We start from the raw sequence: 23,457 nt of genomic DNA, 5'->3' as shown, positions 1-23,457 counted from the left end.
TCCGACGCACGGTGCGGTCCCGGCACCGCCACGCCCTGAGGCAGCCCGCCCGGTTCCTGGCCCCGGCGTCGTGAGACCTGCCGGGCACCGGGGTGCGGCGGACGCCGCACCCCGTCCGACTCGTAGAAGAACTCGTAGAAGAACTCCTAGAAGAACTCGTAGAAGAAAGTGGTGCATCACCGTGAACGGACCCTGGCTCTCGCGCGTCGAGCGGGGCGTGACGCCCATGCGTCTCCCGTGGGCACCGGCATGAAGCCGGCGAACGTGTTCCTCGCCGGCCTGGGCTGCTGGCTGCCGACCCCCTACGCGGCGTCCGAGGCGGTCGCCGCGGGCCTGTACGACGCCACGGTCTTCGCCGAGAGCGGTCTGCGCAGCGTGCTGATCGCCGGGCCGGAGTCACCGCCCGACATGGCCGTGCGGGCCGCACGCACGGCGCTGAGCCACACCCCGGGCGGGGCCGCCGCGATCGGTACGGTGCTGCACGGCTCGACGTTCTACCAGGGGCCCGAGATGTGGTCGCCGTCGGCGTACATCATGCGGGAGCTGGGCATCACGGGGGCCACAAGCACCGAGATCCGCAACGGGTGCAACAGCATGCTCACCGGGGTCGAGCTGGCCGCCGGCCTGCTGTCGTACCAGCCGCAGGGCCGACCGGACATCCTGCTGACCACGGCGGACAACTTCAACTCGCCGTTGTTCAACCGGTGGGACAGCGGGCCGATGGGCGTGATCGCCGCCGACGCGGCCAGCTCCGTGGTGATCAGCCCGACCGCCGGCTTCGCCCGTGTCGAGGCGGTCGTCTCCCGGGTGTATCCGGAGTTCGAGGCGATGGCGCGCGGCAACGAGCCGCTGTTTCCCCCCACCGGGTCCGCGGGACGGCGGATCGACACCGTCGAACGCGCCCAGCAGTTCAACGAGCGGGTGCGGGAGGTCGGCGGGATGAGCGTCGCCGACGGCCTGGCGAAAGCCTGTTCCGAGACGGCGCTCGCCGCCCTGGACGAGGCCGGAATCGAAGCCTCCGAGCTGCGCTGGGTCCTGGTGCCAAACGGCGACGAGATGACCACCCGGAACTGCGTCATGGACCCGCTGGGCCTGGACGTCTCCCGGTCCCAGTGGGAGTTCGGCCGCGGGATCGGACACGCCTCGGCCAGCGACCAGCTCATCGCCCTCGGCCATCTGCTGCGCACCGGGCGGCTCGACGAGGGCGACCACGTCCTGCTGTTCGGCGGCGCCCCAGGCTGGTCGGCCGTGGCCGTGGTCCTCACTATCTGCGAACTGCCGTCCTGGATATAGGGGTTGACGATGCCGACAGGAGGTGCCGTGTGACGGCGCAGCAGCACCAGGTCGCTCCGCAGCCGATCGCCATCGTGGGCATGGCGTGTGAGTTCCCCGGCGCGGACGGCGTCCCCGCGTTCTGGAGGATGCAGCTCGACGGGGTCGACGCCACGGCGGACGTCCCGCCCGACCGGTTCTCCATCGACGCGTTCTACGACCCCCGGCCGCGCACGCCCGGACGGATCGTCAGCCGCCGTGGCGGTTTCCTGCCCGACATCCGGGGCTTCGACGCCCACTACTTCGGCATCTCCGGCCGCGAGGCGAGCCACATGGACCCGCAGCAGCGGCTGCTCCTGCAGACCGCCGCCGCGGCCGTGCGGGACGCCGGCCTGACGCTGGACCAGCTCGCGGGGAGCCCGACCGCCGTCGTCGTCGGACAGCGGACCGCCGAGTACTGGGACATGCTGCGGGCCGCCGGGGCGCTGGACATCTACGCCAACACCGGCACCTCGCGCAGCGTCCTGTCCGGCCGCCTGTCGTTCTTCTTCGATCTGCGTGGCCCGAGCACGTCCGTCGACACCGCCTGCTCGTCCTCGCTGGTGGCCGTGCACCAGGCGTGCGCCGCGCTGCGCGGCGGGGAGGCGACCCTCGCCCTGGCCGCGGGGGTCAACCTGGTGATCACACCGGAGGAGAGCATCACGTTCTCCCAGGCGGACATGCTGTCCGCGGACGGCCGGTGCAAGTTCGGCGCGGCCGACGCCGACGGCTTCGTGCGCAGCGACGGCGTCGGCGTCGTCGTCCTCAAGACGCTGGCGCAGGCCGAGGCGGACGGCGACCGTGTCCACGCGGTCATCCACGGCTCCGCCGTCGAGAACGAGGGCCGCAGCAGCGGGTATCTGATGACCCCGTCGCAGACCGCCCAGATCGACACGATGCGGCACGCCTGCTCGCGCGGCGGCATCGACCCGCGCGCCGTCGGCTTCGTCGAGGCACACGGCACCGGCACGCCCACCGGAGACCCGATCGAACTGCGCAGCCTGGACGCGGTCTACGGCACCGGTGCGGGCCGCTCGGCCGCGGACCCCCTGCTGGTCGGCTCCGTGAAGACGAACATCGGCCACACCGAGGCGGCGGCCGGCATCGCCGCACTCATCAGGGCGGCGCTGTGCGTGGCACACGGCGTCGTCCCGCCCAGTCTGCACAGCGGCCGGCTGACCGACGCGGTGGACTGGGACAGCATGGCGCTGGAGATCCCGCAGACCGTCCGCGACTGGGGCCGGGACGGCGCCCCCCGGTACGCCGCCGTCAGCTCGTTCGGCATTTCCGGTACCAACGCCCACGTCGTCCTCGGCGAGCACCGGCCCGCGGCCGTGCCGCCAGCCGCCGACGAACCACGGCCGCACCTGCTCGCGCTGTCCGCCCGGACACCCGCCGCGCTGCGTGAACTCGCCGTCGCCTACGCGGACTTCCTCGGTGCCGAGGGGGAGGGCCGCCGGCACAGTCTGCGCGACGTCAGTTTCAGCGCGCTGACCCGGAGCACCCATCACCGGCACCGCATGACCGTGCTCGCCGCGGACCACGACCAGGCCGCCCAACAGCTGCGCAAGGGCCGGCCGATCGTCGCCGCCAGGCCCGGCGCCCGGTGGAGGACCGTCTTCGTGTTCCCCGGCCAGGGCTCCCAGTGGTCCGGGATGGGGCGACAGCTTCTGCGTACCTCCCCGGTCTTCCGGGAGACCGTCGAGGAGTGCGACCGGCACCTCCGCGCCGAACGCGGCTGGTCGGTGATCGAGCAGCTGACCGCCGGTGACGAGGCGGGCTGGCCGATCGACGTGGTGCAACCCCTGCTCTGGGCCGTCGAAGTCGGTCTGGCCGCGCTGTGGCGGTCATGGGGCGTCGCGCCCGACGTGGTGATCGGTCACAGCATGGGCGAGGTCGCGGCAGCCTGCACCGCGGGCGCGCTCACCCTGGCCGACGGCGCGGCGGTGATCTGCCGCCGCAGCGCCCTGCTCAGGGAGATCGCCGGCGCCGGCTCCATGGCCGCGGTCGACCTGCCCGCCGACGAACTGCGGCGGGAACTCGCCGAGGTGCCGGACGTCGACGTCGCGGTGAGCAACGGCCCGCGGCGCACCATCATCTCGGGCCGCACTCCGGCGGTGGAGAAGGTGCTGGGCGCGCTGTCCGAGCGGGACGTCTTCACCAAGATCGTCAAGGTGGACGTGGCCTCGCACAGCAGTCACGTCGACCCCCTGCTGGACGCGCTGCGCGCCGCCCTGGAGTCGGTACGGCCCCGTAAAGGCCATGTCCCGCTGCGCTCGACGGTCACCGGGGAGGTCCTGACCGGCGAGGAGATGGACGCCGACTACTGGGTCCGCAACCTCCGCGACGAGGTCCGCTTCCACGCGGCCGTCGACGCCGAGACCGCCTGCCCCGAGACGGCCGCCGTCGTCGAGATCAGCCCGCACCCCGTCCTCGGCGGGGCGGTGAAGGAGTGCCTGCCCGCGGACCGCACCGACGACCAGGTGGTGCCGTCCCTGCTGCGCGGTACCGACGACCTGACCACGCTGCTGACCTCTGTCGGCCAGCTGTACCAGGCCGGATACCCGGTGCGGTGCGACGCGCTGTTCGACGGCCCGGCCGCCTACGTGGGGCTGCCGTCCTATCCCTGGCAACGCGCCGAGTTCTGGTTCGAGCCGGTCGCCGGGACGGGTACGCGGACCCCCGGCTCGCACACCGCGACGCCGACGACAGCAGCAACAGGGACGCCGGCCGGGACGGACGTCCCGGGCGGACACCCGCTGCTCGGCGCGCACACCGTCCTCGACGACGGCGCGCACCGGTGGGAGGGCCCCGTCGACCTGGTGCGCAACGCCTACCTCCTGGACCACCAGGTACAGGGCCTGGTCATCCTGCCCGGCACCGCGTACCTGGAGCTGGCGGTGGCCGCCGCCGACCAGGCCGTCGGTGCCGATGTCGTCGTCAAGGACGTCCGCTACGACAAGGCGCTCTTCCTCACCGCCGAGGCCCCGCCGCTGCTGCGGGTCACGCTGCGGCCGGCCGGGCGGGGGTGGGCCTTCGACGTCGCCACCGCCGACGGCGCCGAATGGACCCGGCATGCCCACGGGCAGGTGGCGGAAGCGCCCGCCGGCACACGCATGCTCGAAGTCCCCGACGACCCGCCCGGGCAGATTGCCGAACGTGTTCCCGAGCACCTCACCGGCGCCGAGTTCTACCGCCGGTTCGCGGCCCGCGGCAACGACTGGCACGGCGTCTTCCAGGGCATCGGACAGGTGTGGCGCGGCGACGACGAAGCGCTGGCCGAGATCGTCGTCCCGGACCGACTCTCCGGCCACGAGGGGCATCACGTCCATCCGGCGGTCCTCGACGCCTGCGGACAGGTGCTCGCGGCCACCCTGCCCGACTCGGCCGAACCCGGCGAGCAGCATGCCTTCGTCCTGGGCTCCATCGACGCGTTCCGCCGGTACGGGCCGCTGCCGCTGACCGGCACCCTGTACAGCCACGTGGTGCGGCACGACCTGACGGCCGAGTCGTTCAGCGGTGACGTCGTCATCCGCGACGAACGGGGCACGCTGCTGGCCGAGTTCCGTGGGCTGCGGATCCGCTGGCTCGTGCGGCGGGAGGAGCCCGGCCCGCTGACGGACTGGCTCTACCGGCCGAAGTGGATACCGGCCGCCGCAACCGGAGCACTGCCGGAGGCGGCCGCCGGAGCCTGGCTGGTGTTCGAGGACGAGGACTTCGGGCCGCGGCTCGCACCGGCACACGGCCCGCGGATCGCCGTACGACCGGGGGACAGGTACGAGCGCGGTGACGACGGGACGTATCGCATCGACCCGTCCCGGCTCGACGACTACGCCCGGCTGCTGTACGAGGTCGGACGCGACCACCCGGAGGGCGTCGCCGCCGTGGTGCACCTGTGGAGCCTGCGGGCGCCGCGGCCGGTGGGGGAGGTCCCGCTGGGCCTCGGCAGCGCGCTGCTGCTGGACCAGGCGCTGTCCACGGCACGGTGGGACGGCCCGTTGCCCCGGCTCGTCCTCGTCACCCGGGGCGCCGAGACGGTCGTGGACGCGGAAGGGGCGCCCGATCCGGAGCAGTACGCGGTGTGGGGTTTCGGACGTACGGCGGCGAGCGAGCTGTCCGTCGTCCGGCACATCCTCATCGATCTGGACAGGGCCCACGGCACGGAGCAGACCGCGGCGCTGGCCCAGGAGATCGCGGCCGCAGACGGTGCCGAGGACCAGATCGCCCTGCGGGCGGGCACCCGGTACGTCCTGCGCCTGCGCCGCACCTCACCGGCGTCCGGCTCCGACGACGTCACCGGGATCGAGCCGGCCCACGACCGCATCACGGGCCCGGTGCGCACGGTGACCGCGACGCGGCCCCCGGCCCCCGGCGAGGTGCAGATCGCCGCGGCATACGGCGGAATCGGCTTCCGCGACGCCGGGGCCCACCCGGACCAGGACGACGACGGCCTGCTGGGCTGGGAGACCGCCGGTGTGGTGACGGCCGTCGGCACCGAGGTGCGGGGACTGAACGTGGGCGACCGCGTCGTCGCCGTCGCCCGTCCGGGTCCGGCCACGCGGGTCCTCGCCGACCGCAGGCTGACCCTCCGCCTGCCCGACGGACTCGGTCTCGCCGAGGCCGCCACCGTACCGATCCCCTACCTGACCGCCTGGTACGGCCTGATGGAACTGGCCGCGCTCTGCGAAGGGGAAAAGGTCCTCATCCACTCGGCCACCGGCGGCGTGGGGCTCGCCGCGATCCAGGTGGCCCGGCGCCGCGGCGCCGAGATCTACGCCAGCGCAGGCAGCGAGAAGCAGCGGGCCCTGCTGCGAGCGATGGGCGTCACCCATGTCGCCGACTCCCGGGGCGACTTCGCCGGTCCACTGCTGGCCGAGACCCGGGGCACGGGGATGGACGTCATCCTCAACTCGCTGACCGGGACGGCCGTCGAGCAGAACCTCAGCCTGCTCGCCCCCTACGGGCGCTACGTGGAACTGGCCGAGCAGGATCCGGTGGACGGCCACCCGGCCGGTCCCGGCGGCCTGCCGCGCAACGGTTCCTTCCACGTCCTCGACATCGCCGCCCTGTGCCGCGAGCAACCGGAGCGGGCCGGGACGCTCCTCGGCCGCCTGCTGCGCCTGATCTCGGTCGGCGAACTCGCGCCGCTGCCGGCCGAGGTGTACCCGCTGGACACCGCCGGTCCGGCTCTCGACGACATGAACGGGGCCCGGCAGGTCGGCGAGGTGCTCATAGATCTGCGGACGGCCCCGGTGTCCCCGACGGGGCCCGCGCAGACGGGGCCCGCGCCGACTCGGATGCGGCCGGACGCCACGTATCTGGTGACCGGCGGTGCCGGCGGTATCGGCTCCGAACTGGCCCGCTGGCTCGTCGCGCGCGGCGCCCGGCACCTGCTGCTCACCGGCCGTTCCGTGCCCGGCACGGCCTCGCCGTCGGGGGGTGACATCGCCGCCCTGTTGGAGGAACTGCGCGGCCTGGGCGTCGAGGCGCAGTACGCCCCGGTGGACGTGGCGGACGAACGGTCGATGCGCCGCCTGGTCGAAAACCGCCGCGCCGCCGGCCGTCCGGCGGTCCGGGGCGTCTTCCACACCGCCGGCGTGTTCATGTACAAGCCGATCGGCGACACCACCCTGCGCGATGTGGAAGCCGTGCTGCGGCCCAAGCTGGCGGGCGGCCGGGTCCTCGACCGTCTCTTCGCGGACGACCTCGACCACTTCGTCCTCTTCTCGTCCGGGAACGCCCTGCTGGCCTCGCCCCACGTCGCGGCGGCGGCCGCCGCCAACGCGGGCCTCGACGCGATAGCCCGCGGGCGCCGCAGCCGTGGCTGCAAGGCGCTCGCGGTGAACTGGGGCTTCTGGACCGACCGCGGCATGGCCGCGCGGGCGGGTAGCGAACTCGGGCGGGATCTGATCCCGCGGGGCATGACCGGCTTCACCTCCGCGGCAGGGTTCGCGGTGCTGGATCACCTGCTGGCCACAGGCGCCGGGGACACCGTGGTCATGCCGGTGGACTGGACGCAGTGGCAGGTCACGTACCCGGTCGCGGCCGCATCCCCGTTCCTGCGGGACGTCGTCGACGACGCACCCGCACACCGGGTCACCGCGGCCCCGCCCCCTTCGCCCGGAGCACCGCGGGCCCGGCCGGAGCGCGCCGCACGGCCGGCCACGCCGACGTTCCCCGTCCCACGACCAAAACCCCTGACACCGAGCCCGCAGGCGTTGCCCGCCTCCGGGAACGCGTGGGGGACCGCCTCCGGAACCGGGACGGCACGGGCCGGGACGGGGACCGGACGGGATACCGACGGTACGGACCGTGCGACCGGGGCGGCACCAGCCGCGGATCGGGCGGCGCTGTTCCGGGCCGGGATCGCCGCCATCCTGCGCGTCGACTCCGAACACCTCGACCCGGACCTGGATCTGACCAGCCAGGGCCTCGACTCGCTGATGGCGGCTCAGCTACGGCAGGAGGTGCAGCGCTCGCACGGGGTGCTGCTGCCGGTCGGCAAGATCCTCAGCCGCGCGACGCTGCGTGAGCTGACGGATCAACTGCTCGCCGCGGCACGACCGGAGTGACGGTGACTCCCGGTCGTCGCCGGCGCTCCGCCGACCGGTGCGGCCCCTCTCGGCGCTCCGGGCACGCGGGAAGCCCACCCACAGGGGCAGCACGGCAGCCAGGACGCCCCGTCGACCGACGACGGCCGGGACAACCTCCCCACGCTCACGCTGCCACGCCGCTGTCATGCTTCCACGGCTCTGGCGCGGGCACAGTCACCCGCTCCGCGGCGTACTCCCCGTAGGGCAGGGGCCGGGGCGTGCGCGGCACGGCTTTTGCGGTCGTGGACCTCTCGCCGTCCCGTGCTCCGAGCGGGTGGCCGTGCCTGCCGACGCACCATCCGAACCTTCCACTGAACGCAGCACTTGCCGAAAAGGGGATGCCGGTGAGCACCGACTCCATGGTCACTCACGTCGTCGCCGCTCTCGCGGTGGTGATCACGGCCTCATGGGCCTTGGGAGCAGCGGCCCGCAAGCTTCGTCAGCCACCCGTCATCGGGCAGTTGCTCGTCGGGATCGCCCTCGGTCCGAGTCTGCTCGGGCTGGCGCCGGGCGGAGTGTACGACACTCTGTTCCCGGAGCAGATCAAGCCGATTCTGACGGCGCTGGCACAAGTCGCGCTGGCGCTCTTCCTCTTCGCGGTCGGCTACGAACTCGATCTCGGCCAGCTTCGCCACCACCGCGCGGTGACGACTGTCTCGTTGAGCGCGTTCGTGCTTCCGATGCTGATGGGGGCCGGCATCGTCGTACTCCTTCCCGGAAGCTTCCGCTCCGTCAACGGCGGTCACCCGATCGACGCGACCTTCATCCTCTATATGGCAGTCGCCCTGTCCATCACGGCGGTTCCCGTCCTGGCCAGCATCATCAGGGACCAGGGGCTGGCCGGCAGCCGGCCGGCCACGATCGCGATGGCAGCCGCCGGCGTCATCGACGCATTGAGCTGGCCCGTGCTCGCCGTCTGCCTGATCGGCGGTGAGGGCGGCTCCCTGGGGAGCTGGTTCACCAAGATGGCGCTGCTGGCGGCCTATCTCCTGGTGATGATCTTCGGCGTGCGGCGCGTGCTGGTGTGGTGGATGAACCGGCCCGGCGCCCTGCTGACCAACCCTGTCCCCATCGCAACGGCGTTGACGCTGGCCTCGGCCTGGGCCACCAGCGCGCTCGGGCTGCATGTGATCTTCGGTGCGCTGTTGGCCGGCATCATCATGCCCCGCCAGCGCGACGGTGCTCCGGACAGCCAGGTACTGCGGCCCCTGCAGGAGACCGGAGGTCTGCTGCTGCCGGTGTTCTTCACCATCTCAGGAATGTCGGTGGAGCTCAGCGGACTGCACGCCTCCGACCTGCTGCTCCTTGTCGTGCTGTGCATCGCGGCGGTGGTCGGCAAAGTGGCCGCAGGCTCGCTGTCGGCCCGGGGCAGCGCCCGTCTGCCGTGGCGGGATTCCCTGCTGATCGGCGTGCTGCTCAACACCCGTGGTCTCACTGAACTCATCGTGCTGAACGTGGGCTTGCAGGCGGGAGTGATCGGACCGCGGCTCTACGCGCTGCTCGTCATCATGGCACTCTTCACCACGGCGGCCGCCGGGCCGCTGATCGGCCCGCTGCACCGCCCGGCGGACGCCTCCCCTGACGCGCCCTCCGGATCCGGCGGGGACGGCGACAAGACGGCGGGTGCCCGGCCCGGGTCCGACTCCGGTTCCGGTTCCGGCCAGGCTCCCATGCCGGACGCCGAGCCGACGCCGCGGCCGTAGGACGGTGTCGGGCGGCGGTGGTGGTCTCACCGCGGAACGTGTGGCGGGCGCGGCATGGAGAATCCTCTCGGCGTGGCCGCGGTCGTAGATCAACAGCCGGTCGGTGCACTCCGCGTGTGCCGGTGGCACGGATCGATCGGCGTGCGGTTTGCGGTTGGGACTGCGTGGGGGACCGGCCACGGCGACGTCCTCGCTCGCGAAGACGGCGTCGAATGCGGCCGCTGAGCAAGCCGTTCGACCGCTTCCGGCCCATGGCCAGGGAAGGTGCTGACCCAGCGTGACCGCTGTCCGGGTGGTGTGCCGCCTTGTGTGTGGTCGGCGCGCGGTGGCCACCGCCGGCTGCCGAGCGCACGGGACAGGGCCGGACCGCCGTCCACCGGTTCCCGGCGGAAGGAAGGAAGATGCCGAAGGGGTCGGTGACGACGGCTGTCTTGTCCGCTCCGCCGGCTGATCCGAGAGCAGCGGGGCCCTTTCCCCATCCACCTCCGGGCCTCGGCCCGCCAGCCACGTCATGGCGGTTCTGATGCCGTCGCCGACCTGACGCGAAAAGCGGTCGCCGCCCGTGAACTGCCTCACCTGACCGGAACCGGGACGGATCCCCGCGTTCGTCGTGCCCTCCGCAGGCAAGAAAGTGATCATCCCGCTGCCGACACCTTCGGCGACGGTCACCGCCCAACTGTCAACCGGTCGCTGTTTGGCCAGATCGGCTGCTACGCATCCGTGTTCTGTCCGATAACTTTGCGCATTGCAGGCCGAACTGGCACTTCGCCCACCAGAAGGACGTACTGCACATGGCAGATGCGAAGGACGTTTCGTACGCCAGAGATCTGGTGGACCTCGCTGGTCTCGGCCAGGACTTCACCCACGACCCGTACCCGGTTTACGCTGCGCTGCGCGCTCGGGGCCCGGTGCACCGCGTACGGATGCCCGAGGGAGCGGAAGCGTGGCTCGTCGTGGGTCACGAGGCGGGGCGCGCGGCGCTGGCGGATCCGAGCCTGTCCAAGGACTGGTCGAACGCCTCCCAGGCCGTCGGTCTGCCGAACCTGGCTGCCGGCCGGCACATGCTGAACTCCGACCCGCCGCACCACACCCGACTGCGCAAGCTGGTCGCGAAGGAGTTCACCCCTGCGCGCGTGCGGGCCCTTGAGCCCCGGGTACAGGAAATCACCGACGGACTTCTGGACACAGCGCTCGGTGAGCCCGATGGCCGGGCCGACCTGGTGGAAGTGCTGTCCTTCCCGCTGCCCATCGCCGTGATCTGCGAGCTCATCGGTGTTCCGGCCCTGGACCGCGAGGCCTTCCGGAAATGGTCCAACACCGCCCTGACGTCCAGGGACGTGGACGAGCGAGTGGCTGCGGCGGCCGCCGCGAGTCAGTACATCGCCCGGTTGATCGTGCGCAAGCAGCGGGAACCGCAAGATGACCTGCTGAGCGCACTGATTCGCGTCACGGACGAAGGCGGCGACCGGCTGTCAGCCGATGAACTGCTGGGCACTGTCTGGCTGCTGCTGGTAGCGGGGCACGAGACAACGGTCAACCTCATCTCCAATGGCGTCCTGGCTCTGCTGACCCACCCCGAGCAGCTCGCCGCCCTGCGAGCCGATCCCTCACTGCTGGAGAACGTGGTCGAGGAGACGCTGCGCTACGACGGGCCGGTGGAGACAACGACGTACCGTTTCACCACCAAGCCCGTCGACATCGGCGGCACGGTGGTGCCGGGCGGTGGGGAACTGGTCCTGGTGGCTCTGGCCGACGCCGACCGTGACCCCGCGCGTTTTCGTGCTGCCGATGGCTTCGACATCCGTCGTGACGCGCGCGGCCACGTGGCCTTTGGCCATGGCCTTCACTACTGCCTGGGTGCGCCGCTGGCACGCCTGGAGGGCCGGGTCGCGATCGGAACCCTGCTGCGGCGCTGCCCCGACCTCGCACTCGATGCCGATCCCGTCACGATCGCCTGGCGAGGCGGCATGCTCATCAGGGGACCGGAGCGACTGCCCGTCCGGCTGCGGCGACAGCCGGGCTGACCGCTCCGCTTGTACGGCCTGTAGTTCGGTTGGTGGGCCGCTGTGCACTGGCTGCGTAGCGTTGGGCGGGGCCAGTTCTCACGAGTCCGTGGGGGTGACATTTTCTCTGCGGGCCGTCGACGAGGATCCCGGGCTTCCTGAGATCCGACTGGCTGTTCTGGATCCCCGTCGGTGAACCGGAGTTGTGGCCCACAATCATCGTCGAGGCCGGCCTGCTCTCCTTCGAGGTCCTGCACAGGCTGTCGCCGGAAGTGGTCCTGGACCTGCTCTCCGGTTCCTCCAGTACACCGGTCTTCCCCGATGACTTCCCGAGCGTTCATCCGGCCTTCGACCCCTTCACCCAGTGAGTGGGCCGACGGTGGACCGGGCGGCGACAGCGGCTCGGGGCAGGGTCAGCTGACGCCTGTGCCGCAGTGGGTGCGGATCTCGGTGCTGGCGGCGCTGGACTCGTCCGCCTGGATCCCGTCGATTTCCACCGAGACCGCCAGCCGGTAGTCGTAGCTGCCGACCCGTCCTTGAGGGCACGGGGCAGACACCCTGTGGCCGGACTGGTCCTGCTGGGATGTCCAATTGGTCCGGCCACGATCGTCGTACGGGCGCCAGCCGGACCAACTGTCGCGTTCGATCGTGTAGTGCTGCCGCATCTTCGCGGTGCGCCCCGAGCGGTGCGTCCGGAAACCGGCGGAGTGGATCTGCGCCCGTGGCTGTGCGCCACCGACCACGATTTCGCCGTTCACAGCGACGGGTGAGACCGTCGTGCTGCACCACCACCCGTGCGCGGCGGTGATCTTCACGTAGTCGCATGCGGTCTCGCTGCCCGGCGCGTGGTAGTCGGTGACGCGGACAGCCTTGGCATCCTCGGGAGCAAGGCTGACGTCTCCGATCGTCATGCGCACCGAGCTGTCACGCAGCTCCTCCGCCCGCCACTCCAGCTTTGTCTGTATCGGCTCGGGCTTGACGCTGGGCGTTTGGCTTCTGGACGCGCACGGCACCGCATTCGCCGGCAGAGCGGCGTGACGTGGCCCCGAGTGTGCCGTGGATCGGCAGGCCGTGATGGTGAGCAGCGCTGCGGCTAGCGCCGGGCCGGCCAGGATCAGTCGCATCGCCGCATCTCCCCAGTGTGGACAGAGCGTGCTAGCGCTCCGAGTCGCTTGCACCGATGGTTTTGGTGGATGTCCGCCGAAGGGTAGCGCGTCACTGGAAGCACGCCAGGGCCCGCGCCCCGGCCTCGCCGACCGCCATGTGGGCTTCGCGGGGCGGACGGGATGCGGTCTCGGTCTTGGTTCACCCCGTACGACAACGTCGGCCTCCAAGACCACAACCAGGTCTTGAAGGCCGACGTCAGGCACTGGCCCGAATTGATCAACAGCATCCCGTGCAGCGGGTGCCGGGCCCGGTCATCCGGTGCTGGATCAGCGGCCGTTGAGTCCCTTGTCCACCGCCGCCGTCAGTTCACCGTCCGCCGTGTCGCCGTCCAGTGACCAGAACATCGCGCCGCCCAGTCCCAGCCTGCGGACGTACGCCGACTTGGTCGACAGCACCTGGGGGTCGTCGTACGTCCACAGCGTGGTGCCGTCAAAAAGCCATGCGCTGCCGTTCCAGCGGTCCCGGTGCACGGTGTACGTACCGGAGGCGGCCAGGCCCTTGAGGACCTTGTAGTCCTCGGAGCCGTCCGCGTACGTGGCCTTCGCCGGGCCGGTGGCCGGCTGGCCGAGGCCGTCGCCGCCACCGCTAACCCCGGTCCAGCCCTGCCCGTAGAACGGCATGCCGACCACCAGCTTGCGCGGCTGGGCGCCCCTGCGCACCCAGTCCCGGACCGTCTGGTCCACGCTGAAGTCGCCCGGCGCGAACAGGGCCGACTGCTGAGCCGTCGTGGCCTGGCCCGACACGTGGAAGTCGTACCCCTGGAGGTTCACGAAGTCGAAGTCCCGCATGATGCGCGGGATGTCGAACCCGGCGTCGATCGCGCCCGGCGCGGCCGGTACGAACGCCGACAGGTCGTAGTGCCTGGCCTTCTTGCCGCGCGGCGCCCGGCTCCTCGCGTACGCGTCGAGCTGGCTGCGGAATTCGTGTACGAGGGCGGTGAAGTTCCGTTTGTCCTCGGGCCGGTAGACCGTGTCCGTGTCACCCGGCGAACCGGGCCACTCCCAGTCCAGGTCCACGCCGTCGAACAGCCCGGCGGCCGAGCCCGCGCCACCGCGCGCGCCGTCGACCGGCAGGTTGCCCTTGATGTACAGGTCGATGCAGGACGCCACGAACTTCTTGCGCGAGGCGGGAGTCAGGGCGGCGTCGGAGAAGTGGGTGGACCAGCTCCAGCCGCCCAGCGAGATCAGCACCTTGAGGCCGGGGTGCTTCGCCTTGAGCTCACGCAGCTGGTTGAAGTTGCCGGCAAGCGGCTGCGTGTCGGTGTCCGCGACGCCGTCCACGGAGTTCTCGGCGTCGAGGGGTCGCGCGTAGTCGGCCCAGGCGTCGGCCTCGCCCGGCACGTTCCCGGTGAAGCACTCGCCTTCGGCGTTCACGTTGCCGAAGGCGTAGTTGATGTGCGTCAGCCTGGCTGCCTGACCGCTCGTGTCCAGGTCCTTGACCTGGTAGTCGCGGCCGTACACCCCCCACTGCGTGAAGTAGCCCACGCGCTTGCCGTACTTGGCGGTGGTGGCGTGCGACTGGGCGGCGACTGCTGTTCCTGCCGCCGGGGCGAGGACGGCGAGCAGGGACAGGGAGCAGGTGGCAACGGCCAGTCTTCTCAGGGTTCTTCGCATGGACGGGAACGTATTGGTATGGACCATTGTGGTCAATAGGGTGGCGGCCGGGTAGCGCTACAAGGAGGGGTGCGTGGTTGCGCCGAGGTCCGCCAGAGGCAGGTTTTCCGGTGCGCACCGGTGTGCCAGGGCTTCGGTGGCGGAGTCGCGAGCAGGGATCCGGTGGGGCGCCTGCGGGGGAGCGCGCTGATCTGCAGGGTGTGAAACATCCAGATTCAAGAAGTTTTCCGTCATCTCGAAATGGGAGAATGTGCAGATAGGGGACTTTTTTTGCCTCGGGTGTATGATGGCCTTCATCTAGCTTCTGGGCGGCTGTGGCCGCTCCTCGGAGGGAGGCCCGGTATGGGGCACTCACAGGCGGAGAAGGCGGCGTCCCGTGAGCGGGTGCTGCGGATCGCGGCCCGCAAGGTCCGCGCGGAGGGCGTCACCCGCCCCGGTATCTCCGAACTGATGAAAGAGGCGGGGCTGACGCACGGCGGTTTCTACAAGCACTTCAGCTCGCGTGACGACCTCGTCGCCCAGGCCGTGACCGAGGCACTGGCCGAGGGCACGGCGAAGATGGAGCAGGCCGCCCGCAAGAACGAGCAGGAACCGCGCACCGGCCTCATCGACGCCTACCTCGGCAAACGGCACCGAGACACACCGGCCAGCGGGTGCGCCCTGGTCACGCTCGGTGCCGCGGCCGGACGCGGGGACAAGGGCTTCAAGGAGGCCTACGAGGAGCAGGTTCGCACCTATCTTGACCTGATCGCCGGTCTCGGCGGGGACTCGGAGGAGGCCCGGGCCGAGGCCATGCTCACTCTCAGCGCCCTGGTCGGCGCCACCCTCATGTCCCGGGCCGTCGCCGACCCCGACTTCTCGGACGAACTGCTCACCAACGTCGCCGAGCAGCTCAAGCGACACGAGGCACCGGCCCCTGTCGCCTGATCTCGCGCCTGGCGCGATTCCCCGGCCGCGGCACTCAAGGGAGCCCCCTGGCTCTGCCGCGGCCGAAAGGCGGGCCCGGCCGCTTTCACCGGCCGAGCGCGCCCGCCCCCGTGTCGAAGTCCGCCGGCCGCCGACCCGCGCGCCTTGGGGCCCTCACGGGGGCAGTTCCGCCCCCGTCTGCTCGTTCACCAGGTACTGCGCGTACCACTCGGGCCGCTCCTGGTCCACCTCGCCGGTGCGCTTCTCGTGCTCGCCGCGGGCGACGGCCGCGCGGCGCAGCGCGTTCGCCAGGTCGGTAACGGAGGTGAACGCCGTCGGGCCGGGACCGACCCGCCCGGGGAGCCGGGACGTGATCTCCTGCAGCAGCCAGGTGTTGCCGTCGGGATCGTTGAACGTGGCACGCGAGAAGTAGCTGCGCCGCTCGGGGTCCAGGCCCGCCACCGGGCCGTTCGGGCTCAGGTGGAAGATCTCGCTCACCTCCACACCGCTGTCGATCAGTGCGTTCCTGGTGGCCCCGATGTCGGAGACGATCAGATACCCCTTGCCCGACCCGAGCGCGGCGGTCGTGAGGGTCGGGCCGAACTGGACCGGGCACGCGGAGCCGTGCGGGGTGAACTGCACGACGCCGGAGGAGTCCGGTCCAGCCGCCACCCGAGTCCCGCGTAGAACTCCTTGGCGCGGTCGACATCCGCGACCGGAATGACGACTACTTCGACCTTCATATCGACGTTCTTCCCAGCGATGGTTCCCATCCTGTTCGCAGGGGCTCACCGGGGCGCGCTTCGTCGGGTGGGCCGGGGAGGATTCAGGCGCGGGGGCCGCGTTCGAGGGGCTGCGACAGAGCAGCCTTGGCCTGCCTGGTGTCCTCGTCGGCAACGACTTCCCTCAGGTCGTGGACCAGGGCCTGCATGGTCTGCTCGGCCACGTCGGCCGCGCTGATCTTCGGACCGGTCACCCAGGCGCTCAGCTCCGTGTCCACGAAACCGGCGTGCACCCCCACCACCAACGTGCCCTGTTCACGCAGCGCCTGTCGCAAAGCGTCCGTCAGTGACCACTGCGCCGCCTTGGAGGCGGCGTAGCCGGGGAAACCGGGCTGGCCAACCCAGGAGGCCAGCGACAGCATGTTCACCAGCGCGCCTCCGCCGTTCTGGGCGAGGATCGGGGCGAACGCGCGCGAAACAGCCCACGTACCGAAGTAGTTGACCTCCATCGCCTGGCGCGCACCGTCGAAGGAGCCGTCCCAGAGCTTGGTCTCCGCGCCACCGATGCCCGCGTTGTTGATCACGATGGAGATATCTCCGGCGCGAGCGGCGGCCTCGGCGACCTGCTCCGGACTGGTGACGTCCAACTGCAGCGGAGTGAAGTCGTCGTCCATGACCGCCGCAGGGTTACGGACGCCTGCGTACACCTTGCTCGCACCGTGCTCGATCAGTGCACGGGCGAACGCCCGACCGATGCCGCGATTGGCTCCGGTGACCAGAGCGACCGATCCCTTGATGTCCATCGTGTCTTCCTTTGCTGTCCAGCGGTCCGGCGCGGCCTCCGCCTTCGGCTTCATGGGCGGCCGCCGGCCGGATCTCGGGCGTGAGAGCAGTCGTACCTCCGCGGACGGGCGACGCGCGGTGGCCCGGTCCGGGATGTCGACGGCGTGGGGGTCTTCCATTCTGGATTAAATACATAATCCAGATTACGGCGAACATCCTCCTTGTCAAGCGCGGACCGCCGGGAGCAGCGCCCCGGGCGGCAGGCTGCCCGACCGGATCCGTGGGGTACGGCCTGGTCGGGGCGCTCGTCGAAGGAGATCGGCCGTGGCGTCGAGAGGACAGGGCTCAGGCCGGGCACAGGCACGGCGCGGCGACGTGATCGAACGTGTCTGCGGAAGCCGTTATGTCGCGAGCGGCAAGGCCGTAGCGCAGAGGTCGTCGCGCCCGAGCTGCGAGCTGGAGGACGTCGGTTCGAATCCGACCGGCCTTGCCACCCTTGCGATACCGCCGTCCGCCCCGTACCAGGGCGTCGGCCAGGACGGACCGGTGGAGTGGTGATGACGCAGCCGACACCCGTACGCTGCCCTGCTGTTGAGCATCCGGACATTCCGCTCGCCGATCCGGTGCGACTCGATCCGCTCCTCCTCCGGCTGGAATCGCCGCTCCCTGTCGCCGCCGACGAGGCGTTTCCACTCGGCACGGTGTGCGCGGACGGGCGGATCGATCTGTGCAAGCAGGGACTCGGGGCGGCCGGGGCAACCAAGTTGCTGCCCGTGGCCGCCGCTTCACCGCACGCCGTACACCTGCTGCTGGGCACGAACGCCATCGGGGACCGCGGCGCCCGTGGCGTCGCTGGCGCTCTCGGGCCCGGGCACGGGTTGCGCACGCTCTACCTCGGCTGCAACCGGATCGGTCCCGACGGTGTCACCGCCCTCGCCGAGGCCCTGGCCCCGGACGAAACGGTCCACGCCCTGTGGCTCAAGCGCAACCCGGCCGGTGACGACGGTGTCCGCGCCCTGGCCGCGATGCTGCGCACCAACTCCTAGCTCCGCACCCTCGACCTGGTCAACACCGGGGTCGGCCCCGACGGACTGCGCGCCCTCCTGGAAACTCTGACGGGACGCTCCCGTCCCCTGGAGCGGCTGTTCCTCGGCGGCAACGGGCTCACCAGCGAGGCCGCGCCGCTGCTCGCCGCACTCGTCCGCGACGCCGGGGTCCGCGAGCTGTACCTGCCCGCCAACCACCTCGGCGACGAGGGCGCCGCCGTCCTCGCCGAGGCCGCCGGCAACCCGGGTCACCCGGTCCGCCTCGGGCTGGGCGGCAACGGCATCGGGCCCGCCGGCACGCAGGCACTCGCCGGAGCCCTCGGTGGTATCGAGGCGCTCGACCTGGGGCGTCCGCCGTCCGAACGGAGCCTCGGCGCACCCGCCAACACGATCGGTGACGCGGGCGTTCATGCCCTGGCCGCGGCCCTGCCCGGCAGCCCGCTGCGTCGCCTGGAACTGCGGCACACCGGCCTGACCGGACGGGGCGCCAAGACGCTGCTGTCCGCGGTGGAGGAGCCCGCGATGACCAAGGGACCTCAACGGGTGGCCCTCCGATTCGGGCAGCCCGGCCTTCACCGGACCAGGGCCTACCGTCCGGCCTTGGAGATCGAGGACTGGACCGTGGCCCGCCACCTGTAGGACGCCCGGTACGCACACGAGCTCCGGGAACGCTGCGGCGGGGGCCCGGACCGCGCGCCCTTCTTCCGCCCCGACGGCACCCCGCGCGACCCGGCCGAGCTGCCGGCCGAGGACCCCGGTCCGGACGACATCGCCGCCCGCACCGAATGGATCACGCTGCTCCGTGAACGGGACGGCGTCGAGGCCGGGTGGGGCCGGGCGGACCGACAGGGCCTTCGCTGACGGGGAGCCGGGGGAACAGGGATGCGGCGACCAGGGCATGCAGGTGACGAGGCTGCACTCCCCCGACGCGCAGACGCACCACAGCCCGTCCGCGTACGCTGCCGGGACGCCGCCTGGGCTCCCCCGTGGCCCGCGGAGCCCGCCTCCTGCCGGCTGATCGCCGCACTGATCGGTGAGGGGGCTGACCCGCCACTGTCCTGGGTGGAGACGGTACGGGTCGGCGGCAGCTGAGCGCGTGGAGACCGCTGCGCTCGCGCGGAACACCCCCGGCTGGAGCACCCGACGTCGCTGCGGCTGCCGATCATTTGCTCCGGCCAGGTTGAGCGGACCGCCGCTGCGCATCTTGCGCGGCGCCCCGTCGGCGGCGATCCCCACCTGGGCGGGCGGGTCCGTCGGCAACGGCACCGTCACTGACGTCCGAAGAACTCCACCTCGGCGATGGCGACCCGGCGGTCCTTGCGGGCGGCGTAGGCCGCGTCCACCGTCAGCCGTACCCGCGTCACGTCCGTCCCCCGGACGTCGAAACTCTGCTGCCCGGGCGCGTCGCTGAGGTTCAGGTTCTCGGTGGTGCGCTCACCCTGAGAGGAGATCAGGGTGACGGTGATCCGCGAGGGCCGTGCCTGGCCGAGGAACTCGTCCGGCTTCGTCGAACTCCCGGACGTGATCAGGAGTTTCTGCAACCGCACCGGCCGTTCGAAGCCGGCTTCCAGATACTGCCCCGTGCCGGCGCCCGCGGCGGCGGGCGCCCAGTAGCGGTTGCTGAGGCTGTCGAAGGCCGCCTGCGCCCGGTGGGACGGCGTCTGGCTGGAGGCGCGCACCTGCGCGGGGTGCAGCGGCTTCGGGTCGCCGGCGTTGTCCTCGGCGAAGGTGAACAACTGGGTCAGCTGCCCGCGGGCGAGCCAGGCCGCGACGAGGAGGACGACCAGCACCACCGGCAGGGTCAGCCGCGGCCGACGCCACACCCGGCGCCGGGGTCTGCTCCCGGCGGCCAGCGGATGCCGCTCGCGGCGCGGCAGGATCCGGCGCCACCAGGGCGGCCGGGGGGCCTGGACCGGGGGCGGCGCGGGGTCGAGCAGGGCACCGCAGCGTACGCACAACCGCCGGTCGTACGGATTCTCGGCACGGCACTGCGGGCAGGGGCGGCCGGCGCGGCGCGGCGGGGTGTCCGGCCGGGGCGGTGCTTCGGGCGGTGGGTCCGTGGGCGTGCCGGTGCGGTGGTCCGGTGCGGGGCCGGGCGGGCGGTCCGGCGGGTCGTCGGGACGCCGGGGAGCGATGTCCGGGGCCGGGGCGGGCGGCGGCGGCCCCGTCCGCGCGGCGGGGATTGCCGTCGTGGCCGGGGCGGTGGCGTCGGACGAAGGCGGGGCCGGCGGCGGCGCCTCGGGGGACGGCGCGGCGGCCGGGCCCGCCGCGGGAGACGGCTCCCCGGCCTGCTCCTGGTCCTCCCACGCCAGAAACGCCTGGCAGGACGCGCAGAAGCGGGTACCGGGCGGATTGCGGTGGCCGCAGTCGGGGCAGATCATCACGCACCCGCCCCGTCCGTCGCCACGACCTCCACCTCGTACCCGACGTGCGCGGGCACCTCGGTGGCCACCAGCCGCTCCAGCCGCGCCCGCGTCGATGCCGCGGCCTGCGCGTCCGCCACCCGCAGCCGCACCCGTACGCTGGGCCGCGCCGAACCGGGCAGCGCCGAACCCGGCTCACCGGACCAGGACGTGGCGCCGCTCTCGCTGATCTCCGGTTCGAGGCCCGTCTCCACCCGGATCGCCGCGGCCAGCCCCGCCCGGGTGCCTCGCTGACGGTGCCGGGCCACCGCACCGGCCACGACGGCGCGGCGCCGGCCGACCGGCCGTTCCCCGTCGTCCTCCGCCGCCACCCATCCCGCCAGCCACGCCAGCAGGTCCTCGGGCGCGGTGCGCGGATCCAGGTGTGCGGGCAGGTTGTCCAGGGTGAGCAGTACGGGCGCCAGCACCTCGTCCAGCGCGCTCAGGAACCCCTCGACGAAGGGCTGGTCCAGATAGACCGCGGGCAGCTGATGCAGCAGAGGATGCGGCGTCGGCAGTCCGGGAAGTGTTCCGCGCACTCATGCCTCCCTCACCCGCAGCTGGTGTTCATAGCTGAACACCAGTGCGTGCCGGTCGAGTTCGATCCGCGTGGCGGCCTCGCCGCGCTGTCCGGTGACCGGGTCCGCCGGGAACAGCCGGACGTCCTCGACCAGATCGACTCCGGACACCCGTTGCAGCACCGCGAACACCTCCCCGGAGTGCACCGGCCGCCCGAACGGCCAGCCCTCACCCGCCGGCCCGCCGGTCAGCGGATTGAAGTAGCCGTACAGCGCGGCCAGCGCGGCCTCCCGCAGCCGGTCGCCCGCCACCCCGCGGCCCGGCACCACCGACGCGACCACGGTGACACCCTGGTAGTAGGGCGGCTCGACGACCAGCCGGGTGCCGATCGGGCGCCGCTCGTCCAGGTACGACGCGATCATCGCGAGGGTGTCCTGCGGCGGGATCAGCTCCTGGAACCGAATCCGCCCCTGCTCGTCGTTGCGTCCGGCCGGCACCACCAACAGCCGTACACCGCCCGCCTGTTCGGTCGGCTCGCCGCCGCCGGCCGGGCCCGCCGGGACGCAGGCCACCCGGGCGGCGTCCGGCGCCACCTCACGCGCCAGCAGCTCGTAGTCGCGCGGCACCACCGCCCGGTGCAGCGTGCGCAGCGTCATCGGCCCCCGCACCCGCGCGTTCTCCACCGTCTCGCCGTCCACTCCGCCCAGCGCCGGACGGCGGTTCTCCACCCGCGCCACGAACGGCAGCGAACTGCGCAGCACCCGCAGGGCGCCCCGCGCCACATTGCCGCGCCGTCCGCCGCCCGTACGGTAGGACCGCACCCGCACCGGGGCACCCTTCGGCGGCACCGCGCCGTACAGCCGCAGCGTGCCGTCGGGCTCCCGCACCGCCGGGCCGAAGTCCACCTGGCCGGAGTTGGGATCCAGGGTGATGTGGCGGTCGTACGGGGTGGAGTGCGCGAAGTCGTCCACCCGGGTCCACTCCGCCCAGCCGTGGCCCTCGGCCACCTCCACCACGAACGGCTCCTCACCCGCCACCACCGGTGGCCGGGACACCCGGAAACCCTGCCCGGCCACCCCCTCCGACAGACCCAGGACCTCCTCCACGACGGTTTCGGCGTGCGCGGCCTCCACCGTGCCGCCGATCGTGAACGCGCTCGCCCGACGGACCGTGGGGGACGCCACATAGGCGGGCTGGCCGGCCGCGGCCTCCACCAGACGGCAGCGCAGCCAGCCGCCGGTGTGCGCGGCCACCACCGAGGCGGTGTGCGCGTCGGGCACGTGCAGGATGACGTCGCCGGCCTTGTTGAATCCGCCGGTGGTGTCCTTCTCGACCTCGCACACCGCCCAGGCGGCGCCGTCCCACGCCTCCCAGACCAGCGGCGGGCGGCGCGGATCGACCCCGACGCCGTCCACCCGGCAGTCCAGGCGCAGCACCACCGCGCAGCCGGGCACCGGTTGGGACAGCCCGACGTAGAGGCAGTCCCCGGGCGTGGGCATGCTGCCAAAACAGGGCACGTCGCGGCCGAGGGCCAGCTCCTCCGACCGGTCGGCGGCCGTACCGGTGACCGGCCAGGTGACGAGCTGGGACAGCACGCACGGCACGACCGACAGATCCCGGCCGGTGGTGAACACCACCGCCTCCTCCGTCTCGGTGCGCACGGTGGCCACCTCGGTTCCGGCCGCGACGCGCACGGTGTCGGGCTGCGGCGCGGACAGCCAGAACGTGGTCTGCGTCCGTGCGGCCGTCGGCGGGTACAACCGCACCCCGATGAGGTCGAGGAAGGCCAGATAGTTCTTGTCCGGCACCCGGTTCAGCCGGTAGACGAGCTGGTCGACCATGGTGGCGAACGCCTCGATCAGCGTGACGCCCGGATCGGAGACGTTGTGGTCGGTCCACTCGGGGCAGCGCTGCTGCACCAGCCGCTTGGCCTCGTCCACCAGTTGCTGGAAGCGCCGGTCGTCCAGATTGGGGCTGGGGAGCGTCATACGGACCCCTCGCCGTCCGGGATCACATAGAACGGGAAGACCAGGTTGCGCGGGTCGTTGGTACCGCGCACCGCGTACCCGACGTCGATGTAGAGCACCCCGTCGTCCGCCTCGTCGAACCGTACGGCGACGTCCGCCACCTCGATGCGCGGCTCCCACCGCTCCAGCGCGAGCCGTACCTCGTAGGCGAGCTGCCCGGCCGTGCCGGCGTCCGCGGGCGCGAACACGTAGTCGCCGAGCGCGCACCCGAACTCCGGACGCATCGGCCGCTCGCCGGGCGATGTGGCCAGGATCAGCCGGATCGACTCCTCGATCTCCCGGTCGTCCCGGACCAGCGCGATGCTGCCGGTGGCGTCCGTACGCGGCGGAAACGCCCACCCCGCGCCGATGAATTGCCGGCCCATGCCTCATCCTCCGATCTGCACGCTCGGGCACCCGGACGTGATGGGCGAACCACAGGCCGCCGCATCACCCACCCGGGCGGCCGGCCGCCCGCCGATGAACACACTGGAACTACCCGGCGGGGCGAGGACGGACGGGGGGTGCGCGGCGGGCGAGGAGCACAGGTGCGCGGTGCCCACCGTGGCCGCGGGCTGCCCGCCGATCAGCACCGTGGGTTCTCCGGGCGGGCCGATCACCCCGGGATGCCCGGTGGGATCGCCGACGCGTGCGGCTGCTGGCATGTGCGAAGCCCCCTGCCT

Annotated in this window: 15 protein-coding genes, 1 tRNA gene and 2 pseudogenes; 8 read left to right on the top strand and 10 right to left on the bottom strand. The window is 72.0% G+C overall.

Going from position 1 to position 23,457, the window contains the following annotated elements:
* The first annotated feature begins 249 nt into the window (after nt 1–249).
* From ACFYPJ_RS22875 to ACFYPJ_RS22855, 5 genes are all read left to right on the top strand, one after another.
* Entirely contained in the window at nt 250–1,293 is a 1,044-nt protein-coding gene (locus ACFYPJ_RS22875; protein ID WP_389020088.1) for a ketoacyl-ACP synthase III family protein, read from the top strand.
* Between the two features lie 29 nt (nt 1,294–1,322).
* Nucleotides 1,323–7,883 carry an SDR family NAD(P)-dependent oxidoreductase gene (locus ACFYPJ_RS22870; protein WP_389020085.1) on the top strand — a complete coding sequence of 2,187 codons (6,561 nt, stop codon included), beginning with the start codon at nt 1,323–1,325 and terminating at the stop codon, nt 7,881–7,883.
* Nucleotides 7,884–8,122: 239 nt separating this feature from the next.
* The gene (locus ACFYPJ_RS22865) at nt 8,123–9,607 is read left to right on the top strand and encodes a cation:proton antiporter (RefSeq protein WP_389020082.1); all 1,485 of its coding nucleotides are present in this window, start codon (nt 8,123–8,125) and stop codon (nt 9,605–9,607) included.
* Nucleotides 9,608–10,398: 791 nt separating this feature from the next.
* On the top strand, nt 10,399–11,631 hold the full coding sequence (locus ACFYPJ_RS22860; RefSeq protein WP_389020079.1) for a cytochrome P450: 1,233 nt from the start codon (nt 10,399–10,401) through the stop codon (nt 11,629–11,631).
* Between the two features lie 182 nt (nt 11,632–11,813).
* A complete protein-coding gene (locus tag ACFYPJ_RS22855) occupies nt 11,814–11,978 on the top strand; it encodes a hypothetical protein (RefSeq protein ID WP_389020076.1) in 165 nt (54 codons plus the stop codon).
* Nucleotides 11,979–12,023: 45 nt separating this feature from the next.
* On the opposite strand, the gene ACFYPJ_RS22850 is transcribed toward ACFYPJ_RS22855, so the two are convergent.
* Together ACFYPJ_RS22850 and ACFYPJ_RS22845 are read right to left on the bottom strand one after the other, a co-directional pair.
* Nucleotides 12,024–12,734 carry a hypothetical protein gene (locus ACFYPJ_RS22850; RefSeq protein ID WP_389020073.1) on the bottom strand — a complete coding sequence of 237 codons (711 nt, stop codon included), beginning with the start codon at nt 12,732–12,734 and terminating at the stop codon, nt 12,024–12,026.
* A 309-nt stretch (nt 12,735–13,043) separates the two neighbouring features.
* A complete protein-coding gene (locus tag ACFYPJ_RS22845; protein WP_389020071.1) occupies nt 13,044–14,390 on the bottom strand; it encodes a glycoside hydrolase family 18 protein in 1,347 nt (448 codons plus the stop codon).
* Nucleotides 14,391–14,732: 342 nt separating this feature from the next.
* On the opposite strand from ACFYPJ_RS22845, the gene ACFYPJ_RS22840 reads away from it, so the two are divergent.
* On the top strand, nt 14,733–15,317 hold the full coding sequence (locus ACFYPJ_RS22840) for a TetR/AcrR family transcriptional regulator (RefSeq protein WP_389020068.1): 585 nt from the start codon (nt 14,733–14,735) through the stop codon (nt 15,315–15,317).
* A 153-nt stretch (nt 15,318–15,470) separates the two neighbouring features.
* Here the strand turns inward: ACFYPJ_RS22840 and ACFYPJ_RS22835 are convergent, their stop codons facing one another.
* The 3 genes and pseudogenes from ACFYPJ_RS22835 to ACFYPJ_RS22825 form a co-directional block, all read right to left on the bottom strand.
* On the bottom strand, nt 15,471–15,968 hold the full coding sequence (locus ACFYPJ_RS22835) for a VOC family protein (protein WP_389020216.1): 498 nt from the start codon (nt 15,966–15,968) through the stop codon (nt 15,471–15,473).
* Between the two features lie 14 nt (nt 15,969–15,982).
* Nucleotides 15,983–16,039: pseudogene (locus ACFYPJ_RS22830) on the bottom strand (glyoxalase); the annotation flags it as partial.
* 83 nt (nt 16,040–16,122) lie between these two features.
* Entirely contained in the window at nt 16,123–16,980 is an 858-nt protein-coding gene (locus ACFYPJ_RS22825; RefSeq protein ID WP_389020065.1) for an SDR family oxidoreductase, read from the bottom strand.
* A gap of 238 nt (nt 16,981–17,218) precedes the next feature.
* On the opposite strand from ACFYPJ_RS22825, the gene ACFYPJ_RS22820 reads away from it, so the two are divergent.
* Together ACFYPJ_RS22820 and ACFYPJ_RS22815 are read left to right on the top strand one after the other, a co-directional pair.
* A tRNA-Arg gene (locus tag ACFYPJ_RS22820) sits at nt 17,219–17,294 on the top strand.
* Nucleotides 17,295–17,358: 64 nt separating this feature from the next.
* Nucleotides 17,359–18,363: pseudogene (locus tag ACFYPJ_RS22815) on the top strand (gala protein); the annotation flags it as partial.
* A 752-nt stretch (nt 18,364–19,115) separates the two neighbouring features.
* On the opposite strand, the gene ACFYPJ_RS22810 reads toward ACFYPJ_RS22815, so the two are convergent.
* Genes ACFYPJ_RS22810 through ACFYPJ_RS22790 form a run of 5 tightly spaced genes read right to left on the bottom strand, consistent with a single transcriptional unit; the run spans nt 19,116 to nt 23,439 of the window.
* Entirely contained in the window at nt 19,116–20,228 is a 1,113-nt protein-coding gene (locus ACFYPJ_RS22810; protein WP_389020062.1) for an NADase-type glycan-binding domain-containing protein, read from the bottom strand.
* Complete coding sequence (locus ACFYPJ_RS22805; RefSeq protein WP_389020059.1) at nt 20,228–20,788, bottom strand: phage tail protein; 561 nt, start codon at nt 20,786–20,788, stop codon at nt 20,228–20,230. Before ACFYPJ_RS22805 ends, ACFYPJ_RS22810 begins: the two co-directional genes overlap by 1 nt.
* A complete protein-coding gene (locus ACFYPJ_RS22800; protein WP_389020056.1) occupies nt 20,789–22,756 on the bottom strand; it encodes a putative baseplate assembly protein in 1,968 nt (655 codons plus the stop codon).
* A complete protein-coding gene (locus ACFYPJ_RS22795; RefSeq protein ID WP_389020053.1) occupies nt 22,753–23,160 on the bottom strand; it encodes a GPW/gp25 family protein in 408 nt (135 codons plus the stop codon). Before ACFYPJ_RS22795 ends, ACFYPJ_RS22800 begins: the two co-directional genes overlap by 4 nt.
* A 3-nt stretch (nt 23,161–23,163) precedes the next feature.
* Nucleotides 23,164–23,439 carry a PAAR domain-containing protein gene (locus ACFYPJ_RS22790; RefSeq protein WP_389020050.1) on the bottom strand — a complete coding sequence of 92 codons (276 nt, stop codon included), beginning with the start codon at nt 23,437–23,439 and terminating at the stop codon, nt 23,164–23,166.
* Between the last annotated feature and the right edge of the window lie 18 nt (nt 23,440–23,457).

The sequence above is a fragment of the Streptomyces sp. NPDC006012 genome (assembly GCF_042871185.1).
In the GTDB taxonomy this organism is placed as follows: Bacteria; Actinomycetota; Actinomycetes; order Streptomycetales; family Streptomycetaceae; genus Streptomyces.
This window is presented reverse-complemented; position numbering and strand designations above follow the sequence as displayed.